Below are 23456 nucleotides of genomic sequence, written 5' to 3'. Positions count from 1 at the left end.
CGCGCTCCGGGCGAGCTTAGTCCGCCGCAAACATCGCCGAGTCATATTCGGCATCCCCCTGCACGGGCCCCACCGACAGGAATACACTCGCCCGTTTACACGCGGGGCGATCATTCGAACACATGGCGTGACGCCTTCGAACAGCCGGAATGACCGAAGAGACCCAAGGATCCCTCGGCCGGAGCGCCCGGCCGCCAGCGGTCAGTCCTGGCGCAGGAAGGCCAGGACCTCCCTCTCGAAGCGCGCGCCGCGCTCCAGGTGCGGGAGGTGCCCGGCGTCGTCGAACTCCACCAGCCGCGCCCCGCGGATCGCGGCGGCCGCCCGCTTCCCGAGGACCGGGTAGTTCCCGAGCTTGGCCCGGTCCTCGGGGGCCGCGTACGGCTTGCCGATCGCGGTGCGGTCGTGCTGCCCGATGACGAGCAGCACGGGAAGCCGCAGCCTCGGCAGATCGGCCACCACCGGCTGGTGGTACGCCATTTGATAGGTGAGCGCGGAGGCCATGGCCCAGCGCGGGTACTCGGCGCCGAGGGTCACCCGGTAGCGGATGCCGACGTTGCGTTCGTACGCCGGGCGCCAGCGCACCACGTAGGCACGGTAGAAGGCGCGGATCGCGGCGAGGTCGGTGTTGGCCAGCTCATCGGCGAAGAGCCGCTCGGTGGGCAGCGCAGGAACGAGATCGCGGTAGTCCTCGAGGCCGACCGGGTTGGCGAGGACCAGCTTGCGGGCGCGCGCCGGATGCCGCAGGGCGAAGCGGACGGCGAGCATGCCTCCCATGGAGTGACCGACGACGTCGGCCCGTTCGACACCCAGCCGGTCGAGGAGCGTAACCGTGTTCGACGAGAGCAGTTCGAAGCTGTAGTTCTTCAAGGCCGGTTTCGAGGACCGCCCGAACCCGATCTGGTCGGGTACGACGACCCGGTGCCCGGCGGCGACCAACGCCCGCGCGGTGGGCTCCCACGCCCCGCCGTCGAAGTTCTTGCCGTGCAGCAGCAGAACCGTCCGCCCGGACGGCTCGCCCCGCGGCGCGAGATCGACGTACGCCATGTTCACGTGCTCGCCCTCGATCACCAGCCGCAGGAAGCGCACCGGGAAGGGCGAGGGGAAGCCCTCCATGGCGATGCCGAGCGGCTCGTGGCCGGGGCCGGACACGGCTGCGGCTCCCCCGGCCGGTCCGCCCTCGGCGGCGGTCGCCGCGGCGGGAACTCCCGCTCCCGCCACGGCGACCGCTCCGGCGGCCAGCAGTCTCCGGCGCGTGGTCATCACGGACCCCCCAGTGCACTAGCACGTCAGTACGGCCATTGTGCACCAACGCCCCTGCGGGGCACGGGAGTCGACGCCCCTCAGGGGCGCGTCACCGACCGGATCGCGTCAGCCCACCGAGCTGTACGCCACCACACCGCGCAGCAGCTGGTCGACCGCCTTGCGGGCGGTCTTGGGGACCGTGCTGCCGCCCTCGCGAGGCGCCGCCGCCGCGATCTGTCCCAGGACGTCGATGACCTGCTTGCACCAGCGCACGAAGTCACCGGCCGGCATCTCAGCCTCGCGGAGCACCTCGTCCAGGCCCTTGCCGCTCGCCCACATGTACGCCGCCCACGCGAAGCCGAGGTCGGGCTCGCGCTGACCGACACCCTCGGTCTGGTTGATCCTGAAGTCTTCCTCCAGCGCGTCCAGACGGCCCCAGATCCGCACCATCTCGCCGAGCGCCGCCTTCGCGGCACCGGACGGCAGCTTGGGGGCGAGCGCGTCGTCGCCGACCCGCGCCTCGAACACCAGCGCCGAGACGCACGCGGCCAGCTCACCGGGGCCGAGGCCCTCCCAGACCCCGGCGCGCAGGCACTCGCTGGCCAGCAGGTCCAGCTCGCCGTAGAGCCGGGCGAGCCGCTTGCCGTGTGCGGTGACCTCGTTGCCCCGCAGGTAGTCGAGCTCGGTGAGGAGCGCGACGATGCGGTCGAAGGTGCGGGCGATGGTGTTCGTACGCCCCTCGATGCGGCGCTCCAGCTGGGCGGTGTCGCGCTTGAGGCGGTCATAGCGCTCGGCCCAGCGCGCGTGGTCCTCGCGCTCGTCGCAGCCGTGGCAGGGGTGGGCGCGCAGCTCCGCGCGCAGCCGGGCGATCTCCTGGTCGTCGGCCGCCGCCGCACGCCCCTTGCGGTGCCGGTCGGGCACGATGTGCCCGGCCTTGGTGCGCAGCGCGGACGCCAGATCGCGGCGGGACTGCGGCGAGCGGGCATTGAAGGACTTCGGGATGCGCATCCGCTCCAGGGCCTCGACGGGCACCGGGAAGTCCATCGACGCGAGCCGCTTGACCTGCCGCTCGGCGGTCAGCACCAGGGGCCGCGGGCCGTCCACGTGGTCGAAGCCGCGGTGGCCGTTGGCCCGGCCGGCGGGCAGTCCGGGGTCGAGGACGAGCGCGAGGCCCGCGTACTTCCCCGTGGGCACATGGATGACGTCGCCCGGCTTGAGCTTCTCCAGGGCGGCAGCGGCGGCGGCCCTGCGCTGGGCCGCGCCCTGCTTGGCGAGCTCGGTCTCGCGGTCCTTGAGCCTGCGGCGCAGCCGGGCATACTCCTCGAAGTCGCCCAGGTGGCAGGTCATGGAAGCCTTGTAGCCCTCCAGACCCTCCTCGTTCTTCTGCACCTGACGGGAGATCCCGACGACCGACTTGTCGGCCTGGAACTGCGCGAAGGACGTCTCCAGGAGCTCGCGCGAGCGGTGCCGGCCGAACTGCTCGACCAGGTTCACCGCCATGTTGTACGACGGCTTGAAGCTGGAGCGCAGCGGGTAGGTGCGGGTGCCCGCGAGCCCGGCCAGGTGCTCCGGGCTCATCGCGCGCTGCCAGAGCACCACCGCGTGGCCCTCGACGTCGATGCCGCGCCGGCCCGCACGGCCGGTGAGCTGGGTGTACTCACCGGGGGTGATGTCGGCGTGCTGCTCGCCGTTCCACTTGACGAGCTTCTCCAGGACCACGCTGCGCGCGGGCATGTTGATGCCGAGGGCTAGGGTCTCGGTGGCGAAGACGGCCTTGACGAGGCCGTGCACGAACAGCTCCTCGACGACCTCCTTGAAGGTGGGCAGCATGCCCGCGTGGTGCGCCGCGATGCCGCGCTCCAGCCCCTCCAGCCATTCGTAGTAGCCGAGGACGTGGAGGTCCTCGTCCGGGATCGAGGCCGTGCGCTCCTCGACGATCTCGCGGACCTTCGCCCGCGCCTCTTCGTCGTTCAGCCGAAGGCCCGCGTACAGGCACTGCTGCACGGCCGCCTCGCAGCCGGCGCGGCTGAAGATGAACGTGATCGCGGGCAGCAGGCCTTCCGCGTCGAGCCGCTCGATGACCTCGGGGCGCCCCGGCGTCCAGATCCGGGACCGCTGGCGCCGCTCGCGCTCGCGGTCGGCCTCACGGACCATCTTGCCCTTGCGTCGCTCGCGCGGGTTGTACGAGCGGCTGGCCTCCATGCGCGCCATGCGCGTGAGGTCGGGGTTGACAGCCTTCTTGTGGCCCTCGCCCTCCTCGAAGAGGTCGTACATCCGACGGCCGGCGAGCACGTGCTGGAAGAGGGGTACGGGCCGATGCTCGGAGACGATCACTTCGGTGTCGCCGCGGACCGTGTCGAGCCAGTCGCCGAACTCCTCGGCGTTCGACACCGTCGCCGAGAGGGAGACGAGGGTGACCGACTCCTGGAGGTGGATGATCACTTCCTCCCAGACGGCGCCGCGGAAGCGGTCCGAGAGGTAGTGCACCTCGTCCATGACCACATAGCCGAGGTTCAGCAGCGACTGGGAGCCCGAATACAGCATGTTCCGCAGGACCTCGGTGGTCATCACGACCACCGGGGCGTCGCTGTTGACGCTGTTGTCGCCGGTGAGGAGGCCGACCTTGTCCGCGCCGTACCGCTTGGCGAGGTCGGTGTACTTCTGGTTGGAGAGCGCCTTGATGGGCGTGGTGTAGAAGCATTTCTTGCCCTGGAGCAGGGCGAGGTGCACGGCGAATTCGCCGACGATCGTCTTGCCAGAACCGGTGGGGGCGGCGACGAGCACGCCCTTGCCCGCCTCCAGCGCCTGGCAGGCCTCGATCTGGAAGGGGTCGAGGCCGAATTCGTACATCTCGCGGAAGGACGCGAGTGCGGTGGCCTGCTCGACAGCGCGCTTGCGCGCCGCCGCGTACCGCTCGGCCGGTGAGAGGTCCTCTGTCATCGTGCTTTCGAGACTACCGGCCACCACTGACAACGGACGATCATTATCCGCAGGCCCCGTAAGCAGCGGTAGCGCGGGCGGGGGCGCTCAGGGGGCCAGGACCCGCACGGTCCCCGGCACGCACTCCGCAGCCAGCGGCAGTGCGCCCAGCGGCTCCCCGTCCGCGTACCCCGTGATCCCTGGGGCGGCCAGCTCCACCGTGGTGGCCCGGTGGACGGTGACCGCGGGGTGGTCGAGGTGCGTGCCCTTGTAGACCCGCGGGAACACCTTGAGCAGCGTGGTGCGGCTGCACGCCCCCACCACGGTGATGTCGAAGAGGCCGTCGCCCAGGTCGGCTCCGGCACAGGTCCGCATGCCGCCGCCGTACGAGGATCCGTTGCCGACGGCGACCAGCGTGGCCTCCGTCTCGTGGACGTCGCCGCCGTCCAGCGTGATCCGGTAGGGGACGGGCTTGAAGGCCGCCAGCTCCGCGATCATCGCCAGGTCGTACTTGAAGCGGCCCGTGGGCCACCGCATCCGGTTGCCCCGGTCGTTGACCCGCGAGTCGAACCCGGACGCGAGCACGGTCCCGAACCAGGTGCCGCCCGCCCTGCCGAGGTCGATGTCACGGGTGCGGGCCCCCTTGAGCGCCTCGGCCACGATCCTTCCGGCGGCGGCCGGCTCGCGCACCGGCAGCCCCAGGGCCCGCGCGAAGTCGTTGCCGGTACCCACGGCGATCAGCCCGAGCGGGGTGCGCGTCCCGGCGACGGCCTGGAGCGCGAGGCTCGCCATGCCGTCGCCGCCGACGGCTATCAGCGCCCCCGTACCGCCCTCGACCGCCTCGCGGGCCCGCCGCAGCGCATCGGGGGCGTCCTCACCGATGACCGTCCGTACGGAGAAGCCACGGTCCCGCAATGCGAAAGCGGCCGGCTGCGCCGCGTGGGCGCCCCGGCCGCGGCCCGCGGTGGGGTTGACGAAGAGGGTGATCTCGCTGGTCACGGCGGGGACCCTACAACGTCATGTCATGTCACGTCGTCGAAACCGTTGACCCGGTGATCGGCTCGGCCGGTGCCCGCCTGCTCGGGCAGGGCCTTGGGCGCGGAGACGGACTCGATCTCGCCGATGGCCTCGGGGGTGAGGTCGAGGTCGGAGGCCTCGTCGTCGTCCAGCGCGGCGTCGGGGTCGTTGCGACGGCGGCGCCGGTCGTTCAGGAGGGAGATGCCGACGGCCATGAAGTAGAGGACGACGATCGGTCCGGCGAGCGCGATCATGCCGACGGGGTCGGTCGTCGGGGTCGCCACCGCGCCGAAGATGAAGACACCCATGACGACGCCTCGCCACCAGGTCGCCATGCGGCGGCCGGTCACCATCCCCGTCATGTTGAGCATCACCAGGAGCAGCGGGAGCTCGAACGAGATGCCGAAGATGAGGACCATCCTGACCGTGAAGTCGAGGATCGTGTCCATCGGGAGGAGGTTCTCGGCCCCGTCCGGCGTGATGCCGAGCAGGACGCGCATGCTGACCGGGAGAATCGTGTACGCCAGCCAGGCACCGCCGAAGAAGAGCGGCACGGCGGCGGCGACGAACCAGTAGGTGTACTTCCGCTCGTGCTTGTGCAGACCGGGAGCGACGAACGCCCACAGCTGGTAGAGCCAGACCGGGCTGGAGACGATGATGCCGACCATGAGGCTGACCTTCACCGTGGTGGTGAAGGGCGACAGCAGGTCGTTGAACGTCACCTTCGCGCAGTGACCGCCGGTCACCTTCATGCCGGGCTTGCAGCGCGGCACGGGATCAGCCAGGAACTCCATGAGGTCCTGGCTGTAGAAGGCCGCCACGACCGACACGACCGTGATCGCGAGGAGCCCCTTGGCGAGCCGGTTGCGGAGCTCGCGAAGGTGCTCCGCGAGGGGCATCCGTCCCTCGGGGTCCTTCTCCTTCTTGCGGGCAGACTTGAGCAACCCACGTCCTCATCTCGTGCGGCAGGCCGACCGTCGCCGGCCTTGGATCAGCGCTTCGTCGTACGGTCGGTCGGCTCGGTGACCGGGCGCGAGCTGGTCACGTCGCCGGGGGCCGCCTGGATCGTGCGCTGCTGGACGGCGGGGTCGCTCGGCGGGTTGGCCGGAGCGGCGGCGTCGTCCTTGCTCTCGGACTTCATGGCCTTGGCCTCGCTCTTGAGGATGCGGGCCGACTTGCCGAGGGAGCGCGCCATGTCGGGCAGCTTCTTGGCTCCGAACAGCAGGACGATGACGACGAGGATGAGAATGATCTCGGTGGGGCCGAGCCTACCCATAGCTGTTTACCTTCTTCACCGAGGCGACAGGAGTCTGGGGCTTGGCAGACCGGACATACATCCGATCTCCGCGCTGTCAGCGATCGTAACCCCCCGGGGTAAACGCCCGGCAATCCCCGCGCGTACTCCGAGTGCGGCCCCCGCCTCGATCCGGGCCGCGTTCGCAGCGTACCCGCAGGTCTCGGGGAGTTGACAGGTCGCGGACGCTAAAGAGCCTCGCGTCCCGCACGGGCCACACCGGCCGCCGCCTTCTCCAGGTCCTCGGCCGCCCGGTTGATCTGCTGTGTGGTCTCGGTCACTTGACGTGCGAGGCGCTGTGCCTCCACGAAGACCTTGACCGCCATTACGCCGAGGACGGCGAGGCCCAAGAAGCCCGCCGCGATCGCGAGCATCGCCCAGAACATGCGCCGAGCCTAGACGGTCGAGTGCAGCCGCAGGGTCCGCACCCCGCCGCCCGTGAGGAGTTCGACGATGCGCTCGCCCGCGGGCTTGCGCACCGCGGCCCCGCACTCGGGGCAGGTGAAGGAGTAGAAGGTGGTGCGGCGGCTGGCGCCCATCACCAGGCGCAGCGCTCCCGCGGAGAGCTCGAAGCGGGCGCGGCAGTCGGTGCAGGCGGCGGTGAAGAGCACGGGGGCGGGCCGCTGCGCCGGCACTCCCGGCAGTCCGGACATGATCGGTGAACTCAACTCCCCTGCTCCTGCCGCTTGTGGCCCTGGCTCTGGTCGTACGACGGTTCGGTCGTCGCCTGGCCGTACGACCCGTCGGCGCCTTGGGCACTGTCCTGGTCGTAGGCGGCGAGGGCCTCGCGTGCCGCCTGCCGGGCGCTGTCCGCGAGCTGGGCCGGCGAGACGATCCGGCCGTCCCCGCCGAGCCGCAGCGCGAGGCGGCGCAGCGAGGCGGGCTCGGGGGTGCGCAGGGTGATCCGCAGGCCGCCGTCTGGCAGCTCCTCGGCGCTGTCGTGGGGGTAGTACTCGGCGACCCAGCGGCCGCCGGGGCCGACCTCCACGACGACTTCGGGGTCCTCGGCGGCGGGCTGTACGAGGCCTTCGGAGAGGTCGCGCAGCTCGACCTCGGGCGGCGCGGACGGCTCGTCGAGGATCTTGATCTCGGCGACCCGGTCCAGGCGGAAGGTGCGGCGCGCCTCGGAGCGGCGGCACCACGCCTCCACGTAGGTGTGGCCGACGCTCACCAGGCGGATCGGGTCGATCTCGCGCTCGGTGACCTCGTCGCGCGCGGGCGAGTAGTAGCGGATCCAGAGCCTGCGGCGCTCGGAGATGGCCCGGTCGACGTCGGCGAAGACGCCGCCCTCGGACTCGAAGGTCACCGACAGGCGGGAGCTGGCGCCCGCCGCCTCGCCGGCGGCGGTCTCCAGCTTCGCGGTGGCCCGCAGCAGCGCGAGGCGGTCGCTCTCGCGCAGGCCGGGCAGGGTGGCCACGGCGCGGGCGGCCACCAGGAGCGCGGTCGCCTCGTCGGCGGCGAGCCGCAGCGGGGCCGCGACGTCGTCGGGGTTGTGCCACCAGATCCGGTCGCCGTCGGTGTCGATGTCGAGCAGGTCGCCGCCGCGGAAGCTGGTCCCGCACATGGGCAGCACATCGAGGTCGGAGATCAGCTCGTCCGGGGTGATGCCGAAGGCGCGGGCGACGTCGCCGACGTGGGCGCCGGGGCGCTCGCGCAGATAGGTCACCAGCGACAGCATCCGCCGAGTCTGGTCGATGGCGTTCGAGGCCATTGGTCTCCGCTCCCCCTCAGCCCTTGGCCACGGCGCGCAGCCGGTCCACGACGTCGGCCCGCAACTCGGCGGGCTCCATGACCACCACGTCGGGCCCGAACTCCACCAGCCAGGCGTCAAGGCCGTGCCCGTAGGGAATCTCCAACTCGTCCCAGCCGTCGCCCAGTTCCCGCACCGAGGCGGCCTTGGCGCGCAGCGGATAGCCGGCCCCGGCGCGCAGCCGGATCCGCGCGCTGCGGTCGGCGCTCTCCCCGGCCCAGCTCGCGACGGTCTCGCGGACCGTGACGACGTCCGGGACATCGGCGGTGTACTTGCCCGCGCGGGCGCGGACCTTGCCGGTGATCCGGGAGAGCCGGAAGACGCGCTCGGCGCCCCGGTCGCGGTCCCAGCCCGCGAGGTACCAGTGGCCGCGCCAGCACTCCAGCGCCCAGGGCTCCACATGGCGCTGCTCGGGGCGGGCGGCGGTGGCCTTGCGGTAGTCGAAGACGACGGGGCGGCGGTCGCGGCAGGCGAGCATCAGCGGCTCGAAGGCCGCCTCGTGCGCGGGGATGCGCGGCTCCAGGGCGCTGTGCGCCCCGTACGGGTCGGCGTCCTCGGGCAGGCCCGCGGCGCGCAGCTTCTGGAGGGCGCCGCTGGCGGCTCCGGCCAGGCGCGCCTGCTGCCACACCTTGGCGGCGAGGCCGAGGGCCGCGGCCTCCTCGGCGTCGATGGTGATGGGCGGCAGGCGGTTGCTGTCGCGCCGGGCGAGGTAGCCGACCTCGCCGTCGAGGTTCTCCACGGTCTCGATGACCAGGCCCAGCTCGCGCAGATCGTCCTTGTCGCGCTCGAACATCCGGTTGAAGGAGTCGTCGGACCCCGCCTCCAGATAGGCCTCGATCGACTCGCGCAGCTCCCGCTTGCTGAGCGGCCGCCGGGTCCCGAGCAGGCACAGCGCCAGATTCATGAGCCGCTCGGCCTTGGCAATGGCCATCGACGCCCTTTCTCGGCCTTTACACATTGTGCTTCCGACCGATGACCGTACCGCCCCGGGGTGTCCGGGCAAAGCCGAGGGTCCATGCCTGGTCAGGCATGGACCCTCGGCGAAAGGATCAGGTCAAGGACGTCCTCAGACGGAGACCAGGTCGCAGACGAAGATCAGCGTCTCGCCCGGGGCGATGCGGCCGCCACCGGCGCCGCGGTCGCCGTACGCGAGGTGCGCGGGGATGATCAGCTCGCGGCGGCCACCGACCTTCATGCCCTGCACGCCCTGGTCCCAGCCGGCGATGACCTGGCCGGCGCCGAGCTGGAACTCCAGCGGGGTGCCGCGGTTCCAGCTGGCGTCGAACTCCTCGCCCGTGCTGAAGGCGACGCCCACGTAGTGGACCTTGACGCGGTCGCCCGCCTTGGCGACCGCGCCTTCGCCCTCCCAGATGTCCCTGATCTGCAGCTCGGCCGGCGGCTCGCCACCCGGGAAGTCGACCTCGGGCTTGTCAATGCTCACGAAATGCTCCTGCTTGGTACGGAAAGTCAGCGCGGACAGTCTTACATCCCCGAAGGGCTACGCCTTCGCCAGGATGTCCACGCAGAAGACCAGCGTGGAGTCCTTCTTGATGGAGCTGCCCTGCGGCGGCTGGTCGCCGTACCCCAGCTCCGGCGGGATGACGATGAGGACGCGGCTGCCGACCTTCTTGCCCGTCAGGCCCTGCGCCCAGCCCTTGACGACCTGCGCAAGCTGGAACTGGGCGAGCCGGCCGCTCTTGTACGAGGAGTCGAACTCCTTGCCGTCCGCCCAGAGCACGCCCTTGTACTGGCAGAGCAGGCTGTCGGTCTCCTTGATCTCGTCGCCGTCGCCCTCCAGGACGTACGACGCGACGAGCTTCTTGGGCGCGTCGGTCTTCGGGACGTCGATCGAGGGGGCCTTGCCGTCGGTGTTCGTGCCGACCTTGGGCAGGTCCTTGTTGGACTGCGCGACCTCCTGGCCCTTCACCGAGCTCTTGGCGTTGAAGGTGTTCACCAGGTCGACGACGAACACGAGGGTGTCCGAGCCCTTGATGCCCGCCTGCTTGTTGCCCTCCTCGCCATAGCCCATCTTCGGGGGGATGGCGAGCTCCACGCGGCTGTCGAGCTTCTTGCCGACGAGCGCCTGGTCCCAGCCGGGGATGACCTGGCCGACGCCGATCGGGAAGACCGTGGGGTTGCCCCGGTCGTAGGAGTTGTCGAAGACCTTCGCCGTCGCCCAGATCTGACCGAGGTAGTGGGCCTGGAGGTAGTCGCCCTTGGCGACCTCCTTGCCCTTGCCCTCGATCAGCGTCTTGACCGCGAGGTCGGAGGACGCCTTGCCGGGGCCCTTGGCGACGGTCGGCTTCTGGCCGAACTTCGTGCCCTTCGTGATCTCGGGCAGCGGTCCGGCCACGATCTTCGCCGTCGGCGCGGCCGACGGCGAGTTGGTCGGGCTGTCACTGGGCTTGGACTTGGCCTTGTCGGCCTTGTCGTCACCGCAGCCTGCCAGCGTGAGCAAGCCGGCCGGGACGGCAAGAAGGAGTGAGCGTCGGCGCACGGTGGGGGCCTCGTATCGGTCGATCTTGTGGGTTGGAGTGCGCGCAACTCTACGGCGTGAGAAGGGCGCCGCACGAGGAACGTACGGCGCCCGCGTTGCGTTCCCACAACGCCGCTCACATCACACGGCCATCACGAGGCCATCACGCGGCCATGCCACGGCCCCACCGGCTCACATCCCGGCGATGAGCTTCTCCACCCGGTCGTCCACCGACCGGAAGGGGTCCTTGCACAACACGGTGCGCTGTGCCTGGTCGTTGAGCTTGAGGTGAACCCAGTCGACCGTGAAGTCGCGGCGCTGCTCCTGGGCACGCCGGATGAAGTCGCCGCGCAGCCGCGCCCGGGTGGTCTGCGGAGGCACCGACTTGCCCTCGAAGATCTTCAAGTCGTTGCAGATCCGGGCGGCTTGGCCCTTCTTCTCCAGGAGGTAGTACAGGCCCCGGCGGCGGTGGATGTCGTGGTAGGCGAGGTCTATCTGAGCGACCCGCGGATGCGACATGGTCATGTTGTTCTTGGCGCGGTACCGCTCGATGAGCTTGTACTTCATGACCCAGTCGATCTCGGTGCCGATGCGGTCGAGGTCCTCGGACTCGATCGCGTCCAGCGTGCGGCCCCACAGTTCGAGCACCTGCTCGACGGTGCCGGTGCGGATGCCGCGGCGGTCGACGAAGTCCACCGCCTTCTCGTAGTACTCGCGCTGCACTTCGAGGGCGGACGCCTCGCGGCCACTGGCCAGGCGCACCTTGCGGCGGCCCGTGATGTCATGGCTGACCTCGCGGATGGCCCGGATCGGGTTCTCCAGCGTGAGGTCGCGCATGACCGTGCCGGCCTCGATCATGCGCAGCACCAGGTCGGTGGCTCCGACCTTGAGGAGCATGGTCGTCTCGGACATGTTCGAGTCGCCGACGATGACGTGGAGCCTGCGGTAGCGCTCGGCGTCCGCGTGCGGCTCGTCGCGGGTGTTGATGATCGGCCGGGAGCGGGTGGTCGCGGACGAGACGCCTTCCCAGATGTGCTCGGCGCGCTGGCTGACGCAGTACACGGCGCCGCGCGGTGTCTGCAGCACCTTGCCCGCGCCGCACAGCAGCTGCCGGGTCACGAGGAACGGAATGAGAATGTCCGCGAGCCGGGAGAACTCTCCGTGCCGGGCCACCAGGTAGTTCTCGTGGCAGCCGTAGGAGTTTCCCGCCGAGTCGGTGTTGTTCTTGAAGAGATAGACGTCGCCCGCGATTCCCTCCTCGTGCAGGCGGCGTTCGGCATCGACGAGCAGGCCTTCCAGAATGCGCTCGCCTGCTTTGTCGTGGGTGACCAGCTCGGTCACGTTGTCACATTCGGGTGTGGCGTATTCCGGATGTGATCCCACGTCAAGATAGAGGCGGGCGCCGTTCCGCAGGAAGACGTTGCTGCTGCGGCCCCATGACACAACACGGCGGAAGAGGTAGCGCGCCACCTCGTCAGGCGACAGGCGGCGCTGTCCCCTGAACGTGCACGTGACGCCGTACTCGTTCTCCAGCCCGAAAATGCGGCGGTCCATGACTGAACATTACGCCTGATGCCCGGCACTGAAACCGGGTTCGACGGCACCGTTTCGATCATTTTCCGATGAACCTGCAACGATCCCGGATTGACGGGCCGGAACCAGTACCCGAGCGGTGGCCAGCAAAACCAGCAGGGCGGCCGCCCCGGCGAGCGCGGGAACCGCGAATCCCCCCGCCGTTCCGCCCCACTCGACGACGGGCCCGGCGGCCGCGGTTCCGAGCGACGCCCCGACGGTGAACGTCGTCACGAGCCAGGAGAACGCCTCGGTGACGGTCCCGCGCGGGGCGTGCCGGTCGACGATGATGAAGGCACACGCCAGCGACGGCGCGAGGAAGACCCCCGCGAGAGCGGAGAGCGCGATCATCGCGAGCGCGCCGGGCACCAACACCAAGGGCACGTAGCAGACGGCGAGCAGGGCCACCAGGACGCTGAGGCGCTTCTCCGGCACGCCGCTCCACTGCCGCGCGCCGTACACCGAACCGCCGATCAGCGCGCCGAGCCCGAGCGCCGCCATCATCCAGCCGTACACCGCGTCGCCGCCGTGCCCGTCCGCGTACGACACACCGGCGACGGTGATGGAGCCGAGCGCCATGCCGATGAAGAGGAACGCGCCGAGGAGCGCGAGGAGCCCCGGCGAGCGCAGGGCGCCAAGCCAGTGCGCCTCGCGCGGCTCCGAACGCCAGGCACGCGAGGGCTGCGACACCACCACGGAGAGAGCGCCGAGCAGGCCCACGGCGTTCACCACCAGCAGCGCCGCCTGCTCCGACCACAGGGCCACACAGCCCGTCACAAGCAACGGCCCCACGGTGAACATGACTTCCTGGGCGATCGCGTCCATGGCGTACGCCGTGTGGACCTGCTCCTCCTTGCCGAGGACGCTCGGCCACAGGGCCCGCAGGCCGCCTTCCAGAGGCGGCGTGAACAGCCCCGCCGCGCCCACCGCCACGTAGGCCAGGGCCAGCTGGTCGGGGCCGGTGAACGCGAAGGCCGCCATCCCGAGCCCGGAGAGCAGGGCCGCGGGCAACTGCACGCGCGGCTGGCCGTACAGGTCGACGAGGCGCCCGAGCAGCGGCTGCCCCACCGCGTTGGCCACGCCGTACACCGCGGCGAGGGCACCGGCCAGGCTGTAGGTGCCGCCCTCGGCCCGGATGAACAGCACGATCGCGATCGCGGCCGTGGCGTTGGGCAGCCGGCCCACCAGTGTCCCGGCGAGCAGCCGTGTCGCGTATCGCGTCCGGAGGATCTCCGCGTAACCCGCAGCCATACCGTCCTGCCCCTCCCCCACGCCGCCACGGCCGGGGTTTTACGTATAACGTCGAGCGTCATACGTACCATGAGCCCAGTCCGCGGGTCCACCGCGCCCGCACCCGCGGGCCGATCAGGGAGGTGACAGTGGCCGGACCACAGCAGGAAGCCGGAACCCCCCGGCCCCCCACGAGCCGCGACGTCGCGCGCGCCGCCGGCGTCTCACAGGCCACCGTCTCCCTGGTACTCGGCGACAAGTGGCGCGGCCGCGTCGCCGAACCGACCGCCGAGCGTGTGCGCGCCACCGCCCGGCACCTCGGCTACCGCCCGAACCTCGCCGCCCGGAACCTGCGCCTCGGCAGGACCAGGACGGCCCTGCTCGTCGTCCCCGCCCTCACCAACGAGTTCTTCGCGCACGTCTACACCGGAGCCGCCCGCGTCGCCGCCCGGCACGGCTTCGGCGTCCTCCTCTACCCCTCCCCCGAAGGCACCGGCCCCGCCCGCGACCCCTTCGAGTCGGCACGCGCCTCACTGGACGGCGTCCTCGCCTCTTCCATGGCCTCGGACACCCTCGCCACCATCCGCGGCGACGACCTGCCCCTGGTCATGCTCGACAGCGACCCCGCGCACAGCCTCGGCGCCGCCACCGTCAACCTCGACCTCGCCGAGGGCATGCGCCAGGCGACAGAGCATCTGCTCGCGCTCGGCCACCGCGACTTCCTGCACCTCGCGGCAGCCGTCGACTCCTGGACCTTCGACGTACGCGCCGAAGCCCTCACCACGGCCCTGCACGGCACGGACGCGACCGTACGGCGCATCACGGCACCCCTGACCGTCGAGGCCGCCCGCACCGCCGCAGAAGCCGCCCTGGCCCCGCCGGGCCCCCACCCCACAGCGGTCATCTGCGACGACGACTTCCTCGCCGCCGGCGTCTGCAAGGCCGCCCGCCGACTCGGACTGCGCGTCCCCGAGGACCTCTCGGTGACCGGCTTCGACGACATGACCCTCGCGACCGCCGTCGAGCCGGAGCTGACGACCGTACGGCTGCCCGCCGAACACTTCGGCGAGCGCGGCATGGAAACCCTGGTCGCCGTCGTCGAGGGCCGCACCCCCGAAGCCACCCCGCTCCCCGTCGAACTCGTCGTCCGCGGCTCGACCGGCCGCCCGCTAGCCCACCCCGCGCCCCCACGCACGCGAACGCCCCGCACCCCGGCCGGACGGCCGGAGCACGGGGCGTTCGCCACAGTGGACCGCTCGACGGACTACTCGACGTCGCCGCCGGACCGCGGCGCGGGCCCGGCATCCTCATCCGTATCACCGGCCGCATCCGTCGCACCGCCCTCGTCCAGCAGACGCGAGAGCTGACGCCCCACGATCCGCTTGAACTTGCGCTGCTGCGGACGCGTACGGTCGAGCACCGCGACCTCCAGGCGCTCGGCGGGAATCTCCCGCTCAGTGCCGTTGGTGTCCCTCGAAAGCGCCCGCACGGCCAGCTTGAGCGCCTCCGCGAGCGTCATGCCGTCATTGTGGTGCTGGTCGAGGTACTGGCTGATCTGCTCGGCGTTACCACCCACGGCGAGCGAACCGTGCTCGTCGACGATGGAACCGTCGTGCGGCAGCCGGTAGATCTGATCGCCCTCGCGGGTCTCGCCCACCTCGGCGACCACCAGCTCCACCTCATACGGCTTCTCGGCCGCACTGGAGAAGATCGTGCCCAGCGTCTGCGCGTACACATTCGCCAGACCGCGCGCCGTCACGTCGTCTCGGTCGTAGGTATAACCACGGAGATCGGCGTAACGGACGCCGCCGATCCGAAGGTTCTCGTACTCGTTGTACTTGCCGGCGGCCGCGAAACCGATGCGGTCATAGATCTCGCTGAACTTGTGCAGCGCACGGGACGGGTTCTCACCGACGAACACGATGCCGTCGGCATACTGCAGGACGACCAGACTGCGGCCGCGCGCGATGCCCTTGCGGGCGTACTCCGCCCGGTCGGCCATCTGCTGCTGAGGTGATACATAGAACGGCGTCGACACCGGATCCGTCCCTTTCTGTCAAAAAACTTCAGTCAGTGGCGAATTCGGAGCGATCAGAGCAGCGCCGCGCGCGGGCCGTCCGGCTGTTCCAGCCGCTTCTCCAGGATCGAACGCGCGATCGCGGCCGACTCCTCGTCCGTGAGCCGCCGGAACCCCTCGTCGGAGATGACGGTGACGATGGGAAAGATCCGACGAGCCATGTCCGGGCCGCCCGTCGCCGAGTCGTCGTCGGCGGCGTCGTACAGCGCCTGGACGACGAGCGTCGTCGCCTGCTCCTCGGTCAGACCGTCGTGGTACAGCTTCTTCATCGCACCACGCGCGAAGACCGACCCGGAGCCGGTCGCCGCGAACCCGTGCTCCTCGGAACGGCCGCCCGTGACGTCGTACGAGAAGATGCGGCCCTTCTCGCGGTCCACGTCATACCCCGCGAAGAGCGGCACCACGGCGAGGCCCTGCATGGCCATGCCGAGATTGCCGCGGATCATCGTGGAGAGGCGGTTCGCCTTGCCCTCCAGGGAGAGCGTGGCACCCTCCACCTTCTCGAAGTGCTCCAGCTCCAGCTGGAAGAGTTTCACCATCTCCACGGCCAGGCCCGCCGTACCGGCGATGCCCACCGCCGAGTACTCGTCGGCGGGGAAGACCTTCTCGATGTCCCGCTGCGCGATGACGTTCCCCATCGTCGCCCGCCGGTCACCGGCGAGGACCACACCGCCGGGGAACGTCACGGCCACGATGGTGGTGCCGTGCGGAGCCTCGATGACACCCTTGGTGGGCGGCAGTTGGCGATTGCCCGGCAGGATCTCGGGCTGGTGCTCGGACAGGAAGTCCATGAAGGACGACGAGCCAGGCGTCAGGAAGGCAGCTGGTAGACGCCCGGTGCTACGAGGATTGGCTTCCACGCGTTTCCTTCCAGATAAGCGGTGGCTCGGCGGGTCTTGTCAGGGTCGTCCCCCAACTTGCCGATGCCTGAATTGCAGTTGAAGCAGAGTACGCCTCGGACCTTACCTGTCTTGTGACAATGATCCACATGCACTGCAGGTGCCTCGAGACAGATCACACAGAGGCCCTTCTGGGACCCGATCAGTTCGTCACGCTCGGCCTCGGTAATTCCGTACTGGCGCTTGAGATGGCCAGCACGACCTTCGATAGCTCGACACGTTTTGCACCGGGTGGATAGGCCGTCAGCGGCTGTCTTGTTTCGGTCCCACTCGGTATGGGGCTTGATCTGCCCGCACCGGCGGCAGTGCTTGTGGCCCGCCGGAACTGCGACCTTGGGCCGAACTTGCTTCCCCTTGGCCTTCTGCCGCTCCTGGTGATACTCCGCAGCGCACGGCCTGCAGTAGCACTGCAGGCCGTCACGCGACGCCCGATTCGATGCAAACGCCTCGCGCGGCCTGAACTCCCGGCATCGCGCGCACCGCTTAGGTGGCTCCGACACGCCTCCCCCTACACCTTCAACCTTCGATTCGAAGGCAAACTCACTCTCCGCCCTTCTGAACGAAGGACCGCACGAAATCCTCGGCGTTCTCCTCGAGCACATCATCGATTTCGTCGAGAACAGAGTCCACGTCGTCGCTCAGTTTCTCCTGCCGCTCCTTGAGGTCCTCCGAGGCCTGCGCGTCCTGCGCCTGCTCCTCGGTCTCCTCGGTGGAACGCGTCGCCTTCTGCTGTCCGCCGCCGGTGTCCTTGGTCGCCATCTACCTCACCCCGCTCGCTCGGTTAGACGTTCTTGATCAGACCCTACAAGCCGGGTCCGACATCGGTCCCGCGTTCATTCAACGTGCGGGACCCACCTCAGTGATTCCCCCGCCGGTGACCTTTCAGCCGCCGGAGAGCACCCGAACCAGATCCTCTGCCGAGCGGCAGCGGTCCAGGAGCTCCTTGACGTGGTTCCTGGTGCCGCGCAGGGGCTCCAGAGTGGGCACTCGTTGCAGAGAGTCACGGCCGGGCAGGTCGAAGATGACCGAGTCCCAGGAGGCTGCGGCCACGTCGTCCGCGTACTGCTCCAGGCAGCGCCCGCGGAAGTACGCGCGGGTGTCCTCGGGCGGCTTGGTGATGGCCCGCTCGACGTCCGTCTCGTCCAGGAGCCGCTTCATCTTGCCGCGGGCCACCAGGCGGTTGTACAGACCCTTCTCGGCCCGTACGTCGGCGTACTGTAGGTCGACGAGGTGCAGCCGCGCGGCGTCCCAGTCGAGGCTGTCGCGGCGGCGGTAGCCCTCCATGAGCTCCCGCTTGGCGACCCAGTCGAGCTCCCCGGAGAGGCTCATCGGATCGCTCTCCAGGCGGCCGAGCACGTCCTCCCAGCGGGCCAGGATGTCCTTGGTCTGCTCGTCGGCGTCTGAGCCGTAGCGCTCCTCGACGTATTTGCGGGCGAGTTCGAAGTACTCCATCTGGAGTTGCACCGCGGTGAGCGAGCGTCCGCTACGGAGTGTGACCAGGTGCTGGAGCGTCGGGTCGTGGGAGACCTGGTGCAGGGTGCGCACCGGCTGGTCCACGGCGAGGTCCACGGCGATGAAGCCGTCCTCGATCATGGCGAGGACGAGCGAGGTGGTGCCCAGCTTGAGGTAGGTGGAGATCTCCGAGAGGTTCGCGTCGCCGATGATGACGTGGAGCCTGCGGTACTTCTCGGCGTCCGAGTGCGGCTCGTCCCGGGTGTTGATGATGGGCCGCTTCAGTGTCGTCTCCAGGCCCACCTCGACCTCGAAGTAGTCGGCGCGCTGGCTGAGCTGGAAGCCGTGCTCGTGGCCGTCCTGGCCGATGCCGACGCGTCCGGCGCCGGTGACGACCTGGCGGGAGACGAAGAAGGGTGTCAGGTGGCGCACGATGTCCGAGAAGGGGGTCTCCCGCTTCATGAGGTAGTTCTCGTGCGTGCCGTACGAGGCGCCTTTGTTGTCGGTGTTGTTCTTGTACAGGTGGATCGGCTGGGCGCCGGGGAGCTGGGCCGCCCGGTCGGCCGCCTCGGCCATGATGCGCTCGCCGGCCTTGTCCCACAGGACGGCGTCCAGGGGGTTGGTGATCTCCGGTGAGCTGTATTCGGGGTGCGCGTGGTCGACGTAGAGGCGCGCTCCGTTGGTCAGGATGACGTTGGCGAGGCCGATGTCCTCGTCGGTCAGCTGGCTGGAGTCGGCGGCCTCGCGGGCGAGGTCGAAACCCCGCGCGTCCCGCAGCGGGTTCTCCTCCTCGAAGTCCCAGCGGGCGCGTCGCGCCCGGTGCATCGCCGCGGCGTAGGCGTTGACGATCTGGGATGAGGTGAGCATGGCATTGGCGTTGGGGTGGCCGGGGACGGAGATCCCGTACTCCGTCTCGATGCCCATTACTCGCCGTACGGTCATGCGGCCCTCCTTGCCCGGCGGCGCTCCCCTTCGGGAACGGCGCTCAAGTACCGCTGGTTCTCCGGTGCGTGTGCGGTGCCCGTCCCCGCACTGCGCGACTCGGCGGTATTGAAGAGCCTAGAACGCCTTTGCGCTGGTGGGGAGATCATTGCCTTCATTGAAAAGCAGACGGCTGCGGGTACCCGTGAAGGACACCCGCAGCCGCCCTGCGTTCTACAGGTACTGACCGGTGTTGGCCACCGTGTCGATGGAGCGTCCGGTGTCCGCGCCCTGCTTTCCGGTGACGAGCGTGCGGATGTACACGATCCGCTCGCCCTTCTTTCCGGAGATCCGGGCCCAGTCGTCGGGGTTGGTGGTGTTGGGCAGGTCCTCGTTCTCCTTGAACTCGTCGACGCAAGCCTGGAGGAGGTGGGAGACCCTGATGCCCTTCTGGTTCGCCTCGAGGAAGGCCTTGATGGCCATCTTCTTGGCGCGGCCCACGATGTTCTCGATCATGGCGCCGGAGTTGAAGTCCTTGAAGTACAGGACTTCCTTGTCGCCGTTGGCGTACGTGACCTCGAGGAAGCGGTTCTCCTCGGACTCGGCGTACATCTGCTCGACGACGGACTGGATCATGCCCTGCACGGTGGCGTGCCGGTCGGCGCCGTGTTCGGACAGGTCGTCGGCGTGCAGCGGGAGCCGCTCGGTGAGGTACTTGGCGAAGATGTCCTTCGCCGCCTCGGCGTCCGGGCGCTCGATCTTGATCTTGACGTCGAGTCGTCCGGGTCGCAGGATCGCGGGGTCGATCATGTCCTCGCGGTTGGAGGCGCCGATGACGATGACGTTCTCCAGCCCTTCCACGCCGTCGATCTCGGCGAGCAGCTGGGGGACGATGGTGTTCTCCACGTCCGAGCTGACTCCGGATCCGCGGGTGCGGAAGAGGGATTCCATCTCGTCGAAGAAGACGATGACGGGGGTACCCTCGCTCGCCTTCTCACGGGCACGCTGGAAGACCAGGCGGATGTGGCGCTCGGTCTCGCCGACGTACTTGTTGAGGAGTTCGGGGCCCTTGATGTTGAGGAAGTAGCTCTTCCCCGCGGGCTGGCCGGTGACCTCGGCGACCTTCTTGGCAAGGGAGTTGGCGACGGCTTTCGCGATCAGCGTCTTGCCGCAGCCGGGGGGCCCGTACAGCAGCACGCCCTTGGGCGGCCGCAGTTCGTGCTCCTTGAAGAGGTCGGGATAGAGGTACGGAAGCTCGACGGCGTCCCGGATCATCTCGATCTGGCCGCCGAGGCCGCCGATCTTCTCGTAGCTGATGTCGGGGACTTCTTCGAGGACGAGCTCCTCGACCTCGCTCTTGGGTACGACCTCGTAGACGTAGCCGGAGCGGGGTTCGAGCAGGAGGGCGTCGCCGGCGCGGATGGTGACGTCGAGGAGGGGTTCGGCGAGCCGTACCACTCTCTCTTCGTCGGTGTGTCCGACCACCAGGGCTCGGTCGCCGCCTTCAAGGATCTCCTTGAGGGTGACGATGTCGCCGACGCTCTCGTACTCCATGGCCTCGACCACGTTGAGCGCTTCGTTGAGCATTACTTCCTGGCCGCGCTTGAGCTCGTCGAGCTCGACGCTGGGGCTGACGTTCACCCGGAGCTTGCGGCCGCCGGTGAAGATGTCCGCCGTGCCGTCCTCGTTCGCCACGAGGAAGACTCCGAAGCCGGCCGGTGGCTGTGCGAGCCGGTCGACTTCCTCCTTGAGGGCCACGATCTGGTCGCGGGCCTCGCGGAGCGTGTTGGCGAGCCGCTCGTTCTGTGCGGACACGCCGGCCAGGTTGGTCTGCAGCTCGACGATCCGCTCTTCGAGAATCCTCGTATGACGCGGAGAGTCGGCGAGCTTGCGTCGCAGGACGGCGATTTCCTGCTCGAGATAGGCAACCTGACCGGCAGGGTCTTCAGACCCTCGTCCCGGCCGGATGCCGCGGTTGTTGTCGTCGTCGTGGGCTGCCACGGTCCTCACCTCCTCCAAGGGGAGCTGGACGCTTCCAGACCCTACCTGGGTGGGTGTCGATTGAAACCCCTAGATCACAAAGACGAGGGGGTGTGTCCGATCTTCACCCTTGCGCTCTCCCTCACACCAGGTGAATACCCACCCAACAACATCGGAAAGCGGGCGGTTGTATCGTCGAAGCGTTCAACACCCGTCAGAGCTGGCCGGACTTACTGGATGGTCAGGCCGCTCGACGCAGCGACCGGCAGGAGAGATGACCGTGCGGCACGACGCCGAGACCGGCAGTGAGGGCCACGATCTGCTGGAGGTCTGGATCGACCAGGACCTCTGTACCGGAGACGGCATCTGCGCGCAGTACGCGCCCGAGGTGTTCGAGCTGGACATCGACGGCCTGGCCTATGTGAAGAGCGGCGACGACGAGTTGCTCCAGGCCCCTGGGGCCACAACGCCCGTGCCGCTGCCGCTGCTCCGCGATGTCGTCGACTCCGCGAAGGAGTGCCCGGGCGACTGCATCCATGTACGTCGCGTTTCGGACAGGGTCGAGGTCTACGGGCCCGACGCGGAGTGAGCCGCCGTCGGCCGCCGCGTCAGACGCTGCGCGCGTCGGCGGGTGTGGTCCGGGTGAACGCGCCGTCCTTCCACTGCCACTTGGCCGCGTCCTTGCGGTCGGGGCAGCAGCGGGGGACGTCCAGCGAGGAGTAGCCGAGCAGGGTGGCGGTCACCGCGCCGTCACGCACGGCGAAGTCCGTCGTGGTCAGTCCGTCCTTGGGGTTCACGAGGGTGGCGACCACGCGGGGCTTTCCCGTGTCGGGGCGGGTGATCACGTAGACCCCGTCGGGTGGGGTGCCCGATCCCGCCCGGCAGTGGACGACCGCCACCGTCTCGGCCCTGCCGTCGCCGTCGAGGTCGCCGGTGGCCTTCTTCTTCACCACGGATCCGACGGTGCCGCATTCGAGGGGGAAGTCCACGGCGGCGGGGTCGGGTGCGGGGGCCGGTGCGGGTGCGCCCGCGGTGACCCTGGTGTGTGCCTGGGGCGTCGGCTGGGCGGCGGTCGCCGGGTCGGGCTCCAGGAAGGCGGAGGCCGCGACGACGGCGGCCAGCGCGGCGGCGGTGGCCAGCCAGTGGATGGGGCGGGCGGCGGTGTGTGCCAGTTCCGGGACGGCGGGGTGCTGCACGAGGAAGTGTCTCCTGTGAGGGCTGTGCCGGTGGGGTGGCCAGCATCGTGCCATAGGTCACAGTGAGGTGGAACACCGGGGTCCGGGGGTACTCGTGGCTCTTTTGGTACGCGGCTGGTGTTCCGTCAACGAAACGGCGCCGCCGCCGAGTTCCCTGGTCGGTCAGGGAACTCGGCGGCGGCGCCTGCTCATTGGGCGGGGTTCGCCGCGCGGGTCAGCGCGGGGTGCCGCCGTCGGCGTTCGGTCCGGAGTAGTCCTCGCCGTACGCGCCCTTGGCGGGGCGGCGGCGGCGCATGGGGGGCTCCACGCCGTCCGCGAGGCGGCGGGCGGTGAGGAGGAAGCCGGTGTGCCCGATCATGCGGTGGTCGGGGCGGACGGCCAGGCCCTCGATGTGCCAGTTGCGGATCATCGACTCCCAGGCGGTCGGCTCGTTGAAGCCGCCGATCTCGCGGATGGACTCGACGGTCCGGGCGAGCTGGGTGGTGGTCGCCACGTAGCAGCAGAGGATGCCGCCGGGGACGAGTGCCTTGGAGACGGCCTCCAGGCACTCCCAGGGGGCGAGCATGTCGAGGATGACGCGGTCGACCTCGGTGTCGCTGAGGTTGTCCTGGAGGTCGCCGACGGTGAGCTGCCAGGCGGGGTGGGGGCCGCCGAAGTAGCGCTCCACGTTCGCCTGCGCGATCTCGGCGAAGTCCTCGCGGCGCTCGTAGGAGTGCAGCATTCCCTGGTCGCCGATGGCGCGCAGCAGGAAGCTGCTGAGCGATCCGGAGCCCACGCCCGCCTCGACGACGCGTGCGCCGGGGAAGATGTCGGCGAAGGCCAGGATCTGCCCCGCGTCCTTGGGGTAGACCACGGCGGCGCCGCGGGGCATGGACAGGACGTAGTCGGGGAGCAGGGGGCGCAGCGCGAGGTAGGCGACGTTTCCCGTGGTACGGACAACACTGCCCTCGGGAGCACCGATCAGCTCGTCGTGGGGGAAGGAACCCTTGTGGGTGTGGAAATTCTTCCCGGCTTCGAGCGTGAACGTGTAGTGGCGTCCCTTGGGGTCGGTGAGCTGGACCTGGTCCCCGACCTTGAAGGGCCCGCGACGGCGGGCGGCACCGGTCGGTTCGGACATGTGAACAGCCTACCGGCCGCGCGGGGGGCTGCGGACCATCGCGGAGGTCAGGCGGGCCGGGGCACGATGCTCACGGCGCGGTAGTCGTAGCCGTCCTGTTTGAAGCCGGGGGCTTCCCAGGTGAGGTCCACTCGCTGGCCGGGGGACAGCGTGCGGAAGCCGGTCGCCTGGATGTCGGAGTAGTGGCCGAAGCAGCCGCCGGGCGTCTCGGGGGAGTCGAGCACGCCCCAGCCTTCCTCGTCGCGCCACTCACGGACGGTCGCAGTCACCATGGGCGGCATCCTACGGACGCCGACGGTGGTGGCAGTCCGTCC

The 23456-nt window shown here is 69.6% G+C and carries 23 protein-coding genes and 1 pseudogene; 2 read left to right on the top strand and 22 right to left on the bottom strand.

Annotated elements, in window-relative coordinates; all coding sequences use genetic code 11:
* Positions 1-201 precede the first annotated feature (201 nt).
* The 13 genes from ACF062_RS28050 to ACF062_RS27990 form a co-directional block, all read right to left on the bottom strand.
* On the bottom strand, positions 202-1260 hold the full coding sequence (locus tag ACF062_RS28050) for an alpha/beta fold hydrolase (RefSeq protein WP_392142357.1): 1059 nt from the start codon (positions 1258-1260) through the stop codon (positions 202-204).
* 108 nt (positions 1261-1368) lie between these two features.
* Positions 1369-4182 (bottom strand): DEAD/DEAH box helicase, encoded by a 2814-nt coding sequence (locus ACF062_RS28045; RefSeq protein ID WP_392142356.1) that lies wholly within the window; start codon positions 4180-4182, stop codon positions 1369-1371.
* 87 nt (positions 4183-4269) lie between these two features.
* Positions 4270-5160 carry a diacylglycerol kinase gene (locus tag ACF062_RS28040; RefSeq protein WP_392142354.1) on the bottom strand — a complete coding sequence of 297 codons (891 nt, stop codon included), beginning with the start codon at positions 5158-5160 and terminating at the stop codon, positions 4270-4272.
* 23 nt (positions 5161-5183) lie between these two features.
* Positions 5184-6077: a twin-arginine translocase subunit TatC gene (gene tatC / locus ACF062_RS28035; protein WP_392142688.1), complete on the bottom strand. Its 894-nt coding sequence runs from the start codon at positions 6075-6077 to the stop codon at positions 5184-5186.
* Positions 6078-6169: 92 nt separating this feature from the next.
* Positions 6170-6454 (bottom strand): Sec-independent protein translocase subunit TatA, encoded by a 285-nt coding sequence (gene tatA / locus ACF062_RS28030; RefSeq protein WP_392142352.1) that lies wholly within the window; start codon positions 6452-6454, stop codon positions 6170-6172.
* Between the two features lie 206 nt (positions 6455-6660).
* On the bottom strand, positions 6661-6858 hold the full coding sequence (locus ACF062_RS28025; RefSeq protein WP_223773670.1) for a hypothetical protein: 198 nt from the start codon (positions 6856-6858) through the stop codon (positions 6661-6663).
* A gap of 9 nt (positions 6859-6867) precedes the next feature.
* Complete coding sequence (locus tag ACF062_RS28020; RefSeq protein ID WP_223778944.1) at positions 6868-7125, bottom strand: hypothetical protein; 258 nt, start codon at positions 7123-7125, stop codon at positions 6868-6870.
* Positions 7126-7136: 11 nt separating this feature from the next.
* Positions 7137-8183 (bottom strand): helix-turn-helix transcriptional regulator, encoded by a 1047-nt coding sequence (locus ACF062_RS28015; RefSeq protein ID WP_392142351.1) that lies wholly within the window; start codon positions 8181-8183, stop codon positions 7137-7139.
* A 16-nt stretch (positions 8184-8199) separates the two neighbouring features.
* On the bottom strand, positions 8200-9153 hold the full coding sequence (locus tag ACF062_RS28010) for a helix-turn-helix transcriptional regulator (RefSeq protein ID WP_392142350.1): 954 nt from the start codon (positions 9151-9153) through the stop codon (positions 8200-8202).
* Positions 9154-9288: 135 nt separating this feature from the next.
* Positions 9289-9663 (bottom strand): FKBP-type peptidyl-prolyl cis-trans isomerase, encoded by a 375-nt coding sequence (locus ACF062_RS28005; protein WP_392142349.1) that lies wholly within the window; start codon positions 9661-9663, stop codon positions 9289-9291.
* 57 nt (positions 9664-9720) lie between these two features.
* Positions 9721-10719, bottom strand: a complete 999-nt coding sequence (locus tag ACF062_RS28000) for an FKBP-type peptidyl-prolyl cis-trans isomerase (protein WP_356579184.1) — start codon at positions 10717-10719, stop codon at positions 9721-9723.
* 171 nt (positions 10720-10890) lie between these two features.
* Positions 10891-12252 carry a Pup--protein ligase gene (gene pafA / locus ACF062_RS27995; RefSeq protein ID WP_055567245.1) on the bottom strand — a complete coding sequence of 454 codons (1362 nt, stop codon included), beginning with the start codon at positions 12250-12252 and terminating at the stop codon, positions 10891-10893.
* 9 nt (positions 12253-12261) lie between these two features.
* Positions 12262-13521: an MFS transporter gene (locus tag ACF062_RS27990; protein WP_392142347.1), complete on the bottom strand. Its 1260-nt coding sequence runs from the start codon at positions 13519-13521 to the stop codon at positions 12262-12264.
* Between the two features lie 128 nt (positions 13522-13649).
* Here ACF062_RS27990 and ACF062_RS27985 point away from each other — a divergent pair.
* Positions 13650-14681: pseudogene (locus tag ACF062_RS27985) on the top strand (LacI family DNA-binding transcriptional regulator); the annotation flags it as partial.
* Between the two features lie 83 nt (positions 14682-14764).
* On the opposite strand, the gene prcA reads toward ACF062_RS27985, so the two are convergent.
* The 6 genes from prcA to arc form a co-directional block, all read right to left on the bottom strand.
* Positions 14765-15538 carry a proteasome subunit alpha gene (gene prcA / locus ACF062_RS27980; RefSeq protein WP_392142345.1) on the bottom strand — a complete coding sequence of 258 codons (774 nt, stop codon included), beginning with the start codon at positions 15536-15538 and terminating at the stop codon, positions 14765-14767.
* Between the two features lie 53 nt (positions 15539-15591).
* Positions 15592-16437 carry a proteasome subunit beta gene (prcB, locus tag ACF062_RS27975; protein ID WP_392142343.1) on the bottom strand — a complete coding sequence of 282 codons (846 nt, stop codon included), beginning with the start codon at positions 16435-16437 and terminating at the stop codon, positions 15592-15594.
* On the bottom strand, positions 16389-17078 hold the full coding sequence (locus ACF062_RS27970; protein ID WP_392142687.1) for an endonuclease VII domain-containing protein: 690 nt from the start codon (positions 17076-17078) through the stop codon (positions 16389-16391). Before ACF062_RS27970 ends, prcB begins: the two co-directional genes overlap by 49 nt.
* A complete protein-coding gene (locus ACF062_RS27965; protein WP_327174843.1) occupies positions 17017-17235 on the bottom strand; it encodes a ubiquitin-like protein Pup in 219 nt (72 codons plus the stop codon). The genes ACF062_RS27970 and ACF062_RS27965 overlap by 62 nt, the downstream gene beginning before the upstream one ends.
* Positions 17236-17358: 123 nt before the next feature.
* Entirely contained in the window at positions 17359-18870 is a 1512-nt protein-coding gene (gene dop, locus ACF062_RS27960; RefSeq protein WP_392142341.1) for a depupylase/deamidase Dop, read from the bottom strand.
* Between the two features lie 213 nt (positions 18871-19083).
* On the bottom strand, positions 19084-20850 hold the full coding sequence (arc, locus tag ACF062_RS27955; protein ID WP_223773682.1) for a proteasome ATPase: 1767 nt from the start codon (positions 20848-20850) through the stop codon (positions 19084-19086).
* A 253-nt stretch (positions 20851-21103) separates the two neighbouring features.
* On the opposite strand from arc, the gene ACF062_RS27950 reads away from it, so the two are divergent.
* Entirely contained in the window at positions 21104-21418 is a 315-nt protein-coding gene (locus tag ACF062_RS27950) for a ferredoxin (RefSeq protein WP_320591415.1), read from the top strand.
* A gap of 19 nt (positions 21419-21437) precedes the next feature.
* Here ACF062_RS27950 and ACF062_RS27945 read toward each other — a convergent pair whose 3' ends face one another.
* The 3 genes from ACF062_RS27945 to ACF062_RS27935 form a co-directional block, all read right to left on the bottom strand.
* Positions 21438-22025, bottom strand: a complete 588-nt coding sequence (locus tag ACF062_RS27945) for a hypothetical protein (protein ID WP_392142338.1) — start codon at positions 22023-22025, stop codon at positions 21438-21440.
* A gap of 214 nt (positions 22026-22239) precedes the next feature.
* Positions 22240-23142, bottom strand: coding sequence for a tRNA (adenine-N1)-methyltransferase (locus ACF062_RS27940; RefSeq protein ID WP_223773685.1), 903 nt, complete (start codon positions 23140-23142; stop codon positions 22240-22242).
* A 47-nt stretch (positions 23143-23189) separates the two neighbouring features.
* The gene (locus ACF062_RS27935) at positions 23190-23414 is read right to left on the bottom strand and encodes a cold-shock protein (protein WP_223773686.1); all 225 of its coding nucleotides are present in this window, start codon (positions 23412-23414) and stop codon (positions 23190-23192) included.
* Positions 23415-23456 lie beyond the last annotated feature (42 nt).

Source organism: Streptomyces sp. NPDC015345, from assembly GCF_043078805.1.
Lineage (GTDB): Bacteria > Actinomycetota > Actinomycetes > Streptomycetales > Streptomycetaceae > Streptomyces.
Note: the sequence above shows the minus strand (reverse complement) of the source record. Positions and strands in the feature narration are given on the sequence as shown.

Bases quoted from the DNA above. Each gene is read 5' to 3' on its own strand.
- ACF062_RS28020 (WP_223778944.1), bottom strand. From the start codon at position 7,125: ATGTCCGGACTGCCGGGAGTGCCGGCGCAGCGGCCCGCCCCCGTGCTC.
- ACF062_RS27990 (WP_392142347.1), bottom strand. From the start codon at position 13,521: ATGGCTGCGGGTTACGCGGAGATCCTCCGGACGCGATACGCGACACGG.
- ACF062_RS28010 (WP_392142350.1), bottom strand. From the start codon at position 9,153: ATGGCCATTGCCAAGGCCGAGCGGCTCATGAATCTGGCGCTGTGCCTG.
- ACF062_RS28050 (WP_392142357.1), bottom strand. From the start codon at position 1,260: ATGACCACGCGCCGGAGACTGCTGGCCGCCGGAGCGGTCGCCGTGGCG.
- ACF062_RS27950 (WP_320591415.1), top strand. From the start codon at position 21,104: ATGACCGTGCGGCACGACGCCGAGACCGGCAGTGAGGGCCACGATCTG.
- ACF062_RS27940 (WP_223773685.1), bottom strand. From the start codon at position 23,142: ATGTCCGAACCGACCGGTGCCGCCCGCCGTCGCGGGCCCTTCAAGGTC.
- ACF062_RS28045 (WP_392142356.1), bottom strand. From the start codon at position 4,182: ATGACAGAGGACCTCTCACCGGCCGAGCGGTACGCGGCGGCGCGCAAG.
- ACF062_RS28015 (WP_392142351.1), bottom strand. From the start codon at position 8,183: ATGGCCTCGAACGCCATCGACCAGACTCGGCGGATGCTGTCGCTGGTG.
- dop (WP_392142341.1), bottom strand. From the start codon at position 18,870: ATGACCGTACGGCGAGTAATGGGCATCGAGACGGAGTACGGGATCTCC.
- tatC (WP_392142688.1), bottom strand. From the start codon at position 6,077: ATGCCCCTCGCGGAGCACCTTCGCGAGCTCCGCAACCGGCTCGCCAAG.
- ACF062_RS27965 (WP_327174843.1), bottom strand. From the start codon at position 17,235: ATGGCGACCAAGGACACCGGCGGCGGACAGCAGAAGGCGACGCGTTCC.
- tatA (WP_392142352.1), bottom strand. From the start codon at position 6,454: ATGGGTAGGCTCGGCCCCACCGAGATCATTCTCATCCTCGTCGTCATC.
- pafA (WP_055567245.1), bottom strand. From the start codon at position 12,252: ATGGACCGCCGCATTTTCGGGCTGGAGAACGAGTACGGCGTCACGTGC.
- ACF062_RS28025 (WP_223773670.1), bottom strand. From the start codon at position 6,858: ATGTTCTGGGCGATGCTCGCGATCGCGGCGGGCTTCTTGGGCCTCGCC.
- ACF062_RS27935 (WP_223773686.1), bottom strand. From the start codon at position 23,414: ATGGTGACTGCGACCGTCCGTGAGTGGCGCGACGAGGAAGGCTGGGGC.
- ACF062_RS27970 (WP_392142687.1), bottom strand. From the start codon at position 17,078: ATGTGCTCGAGGAGAACGCCGAGGATTTCGTGCGGTCCTTCGTTCAGA.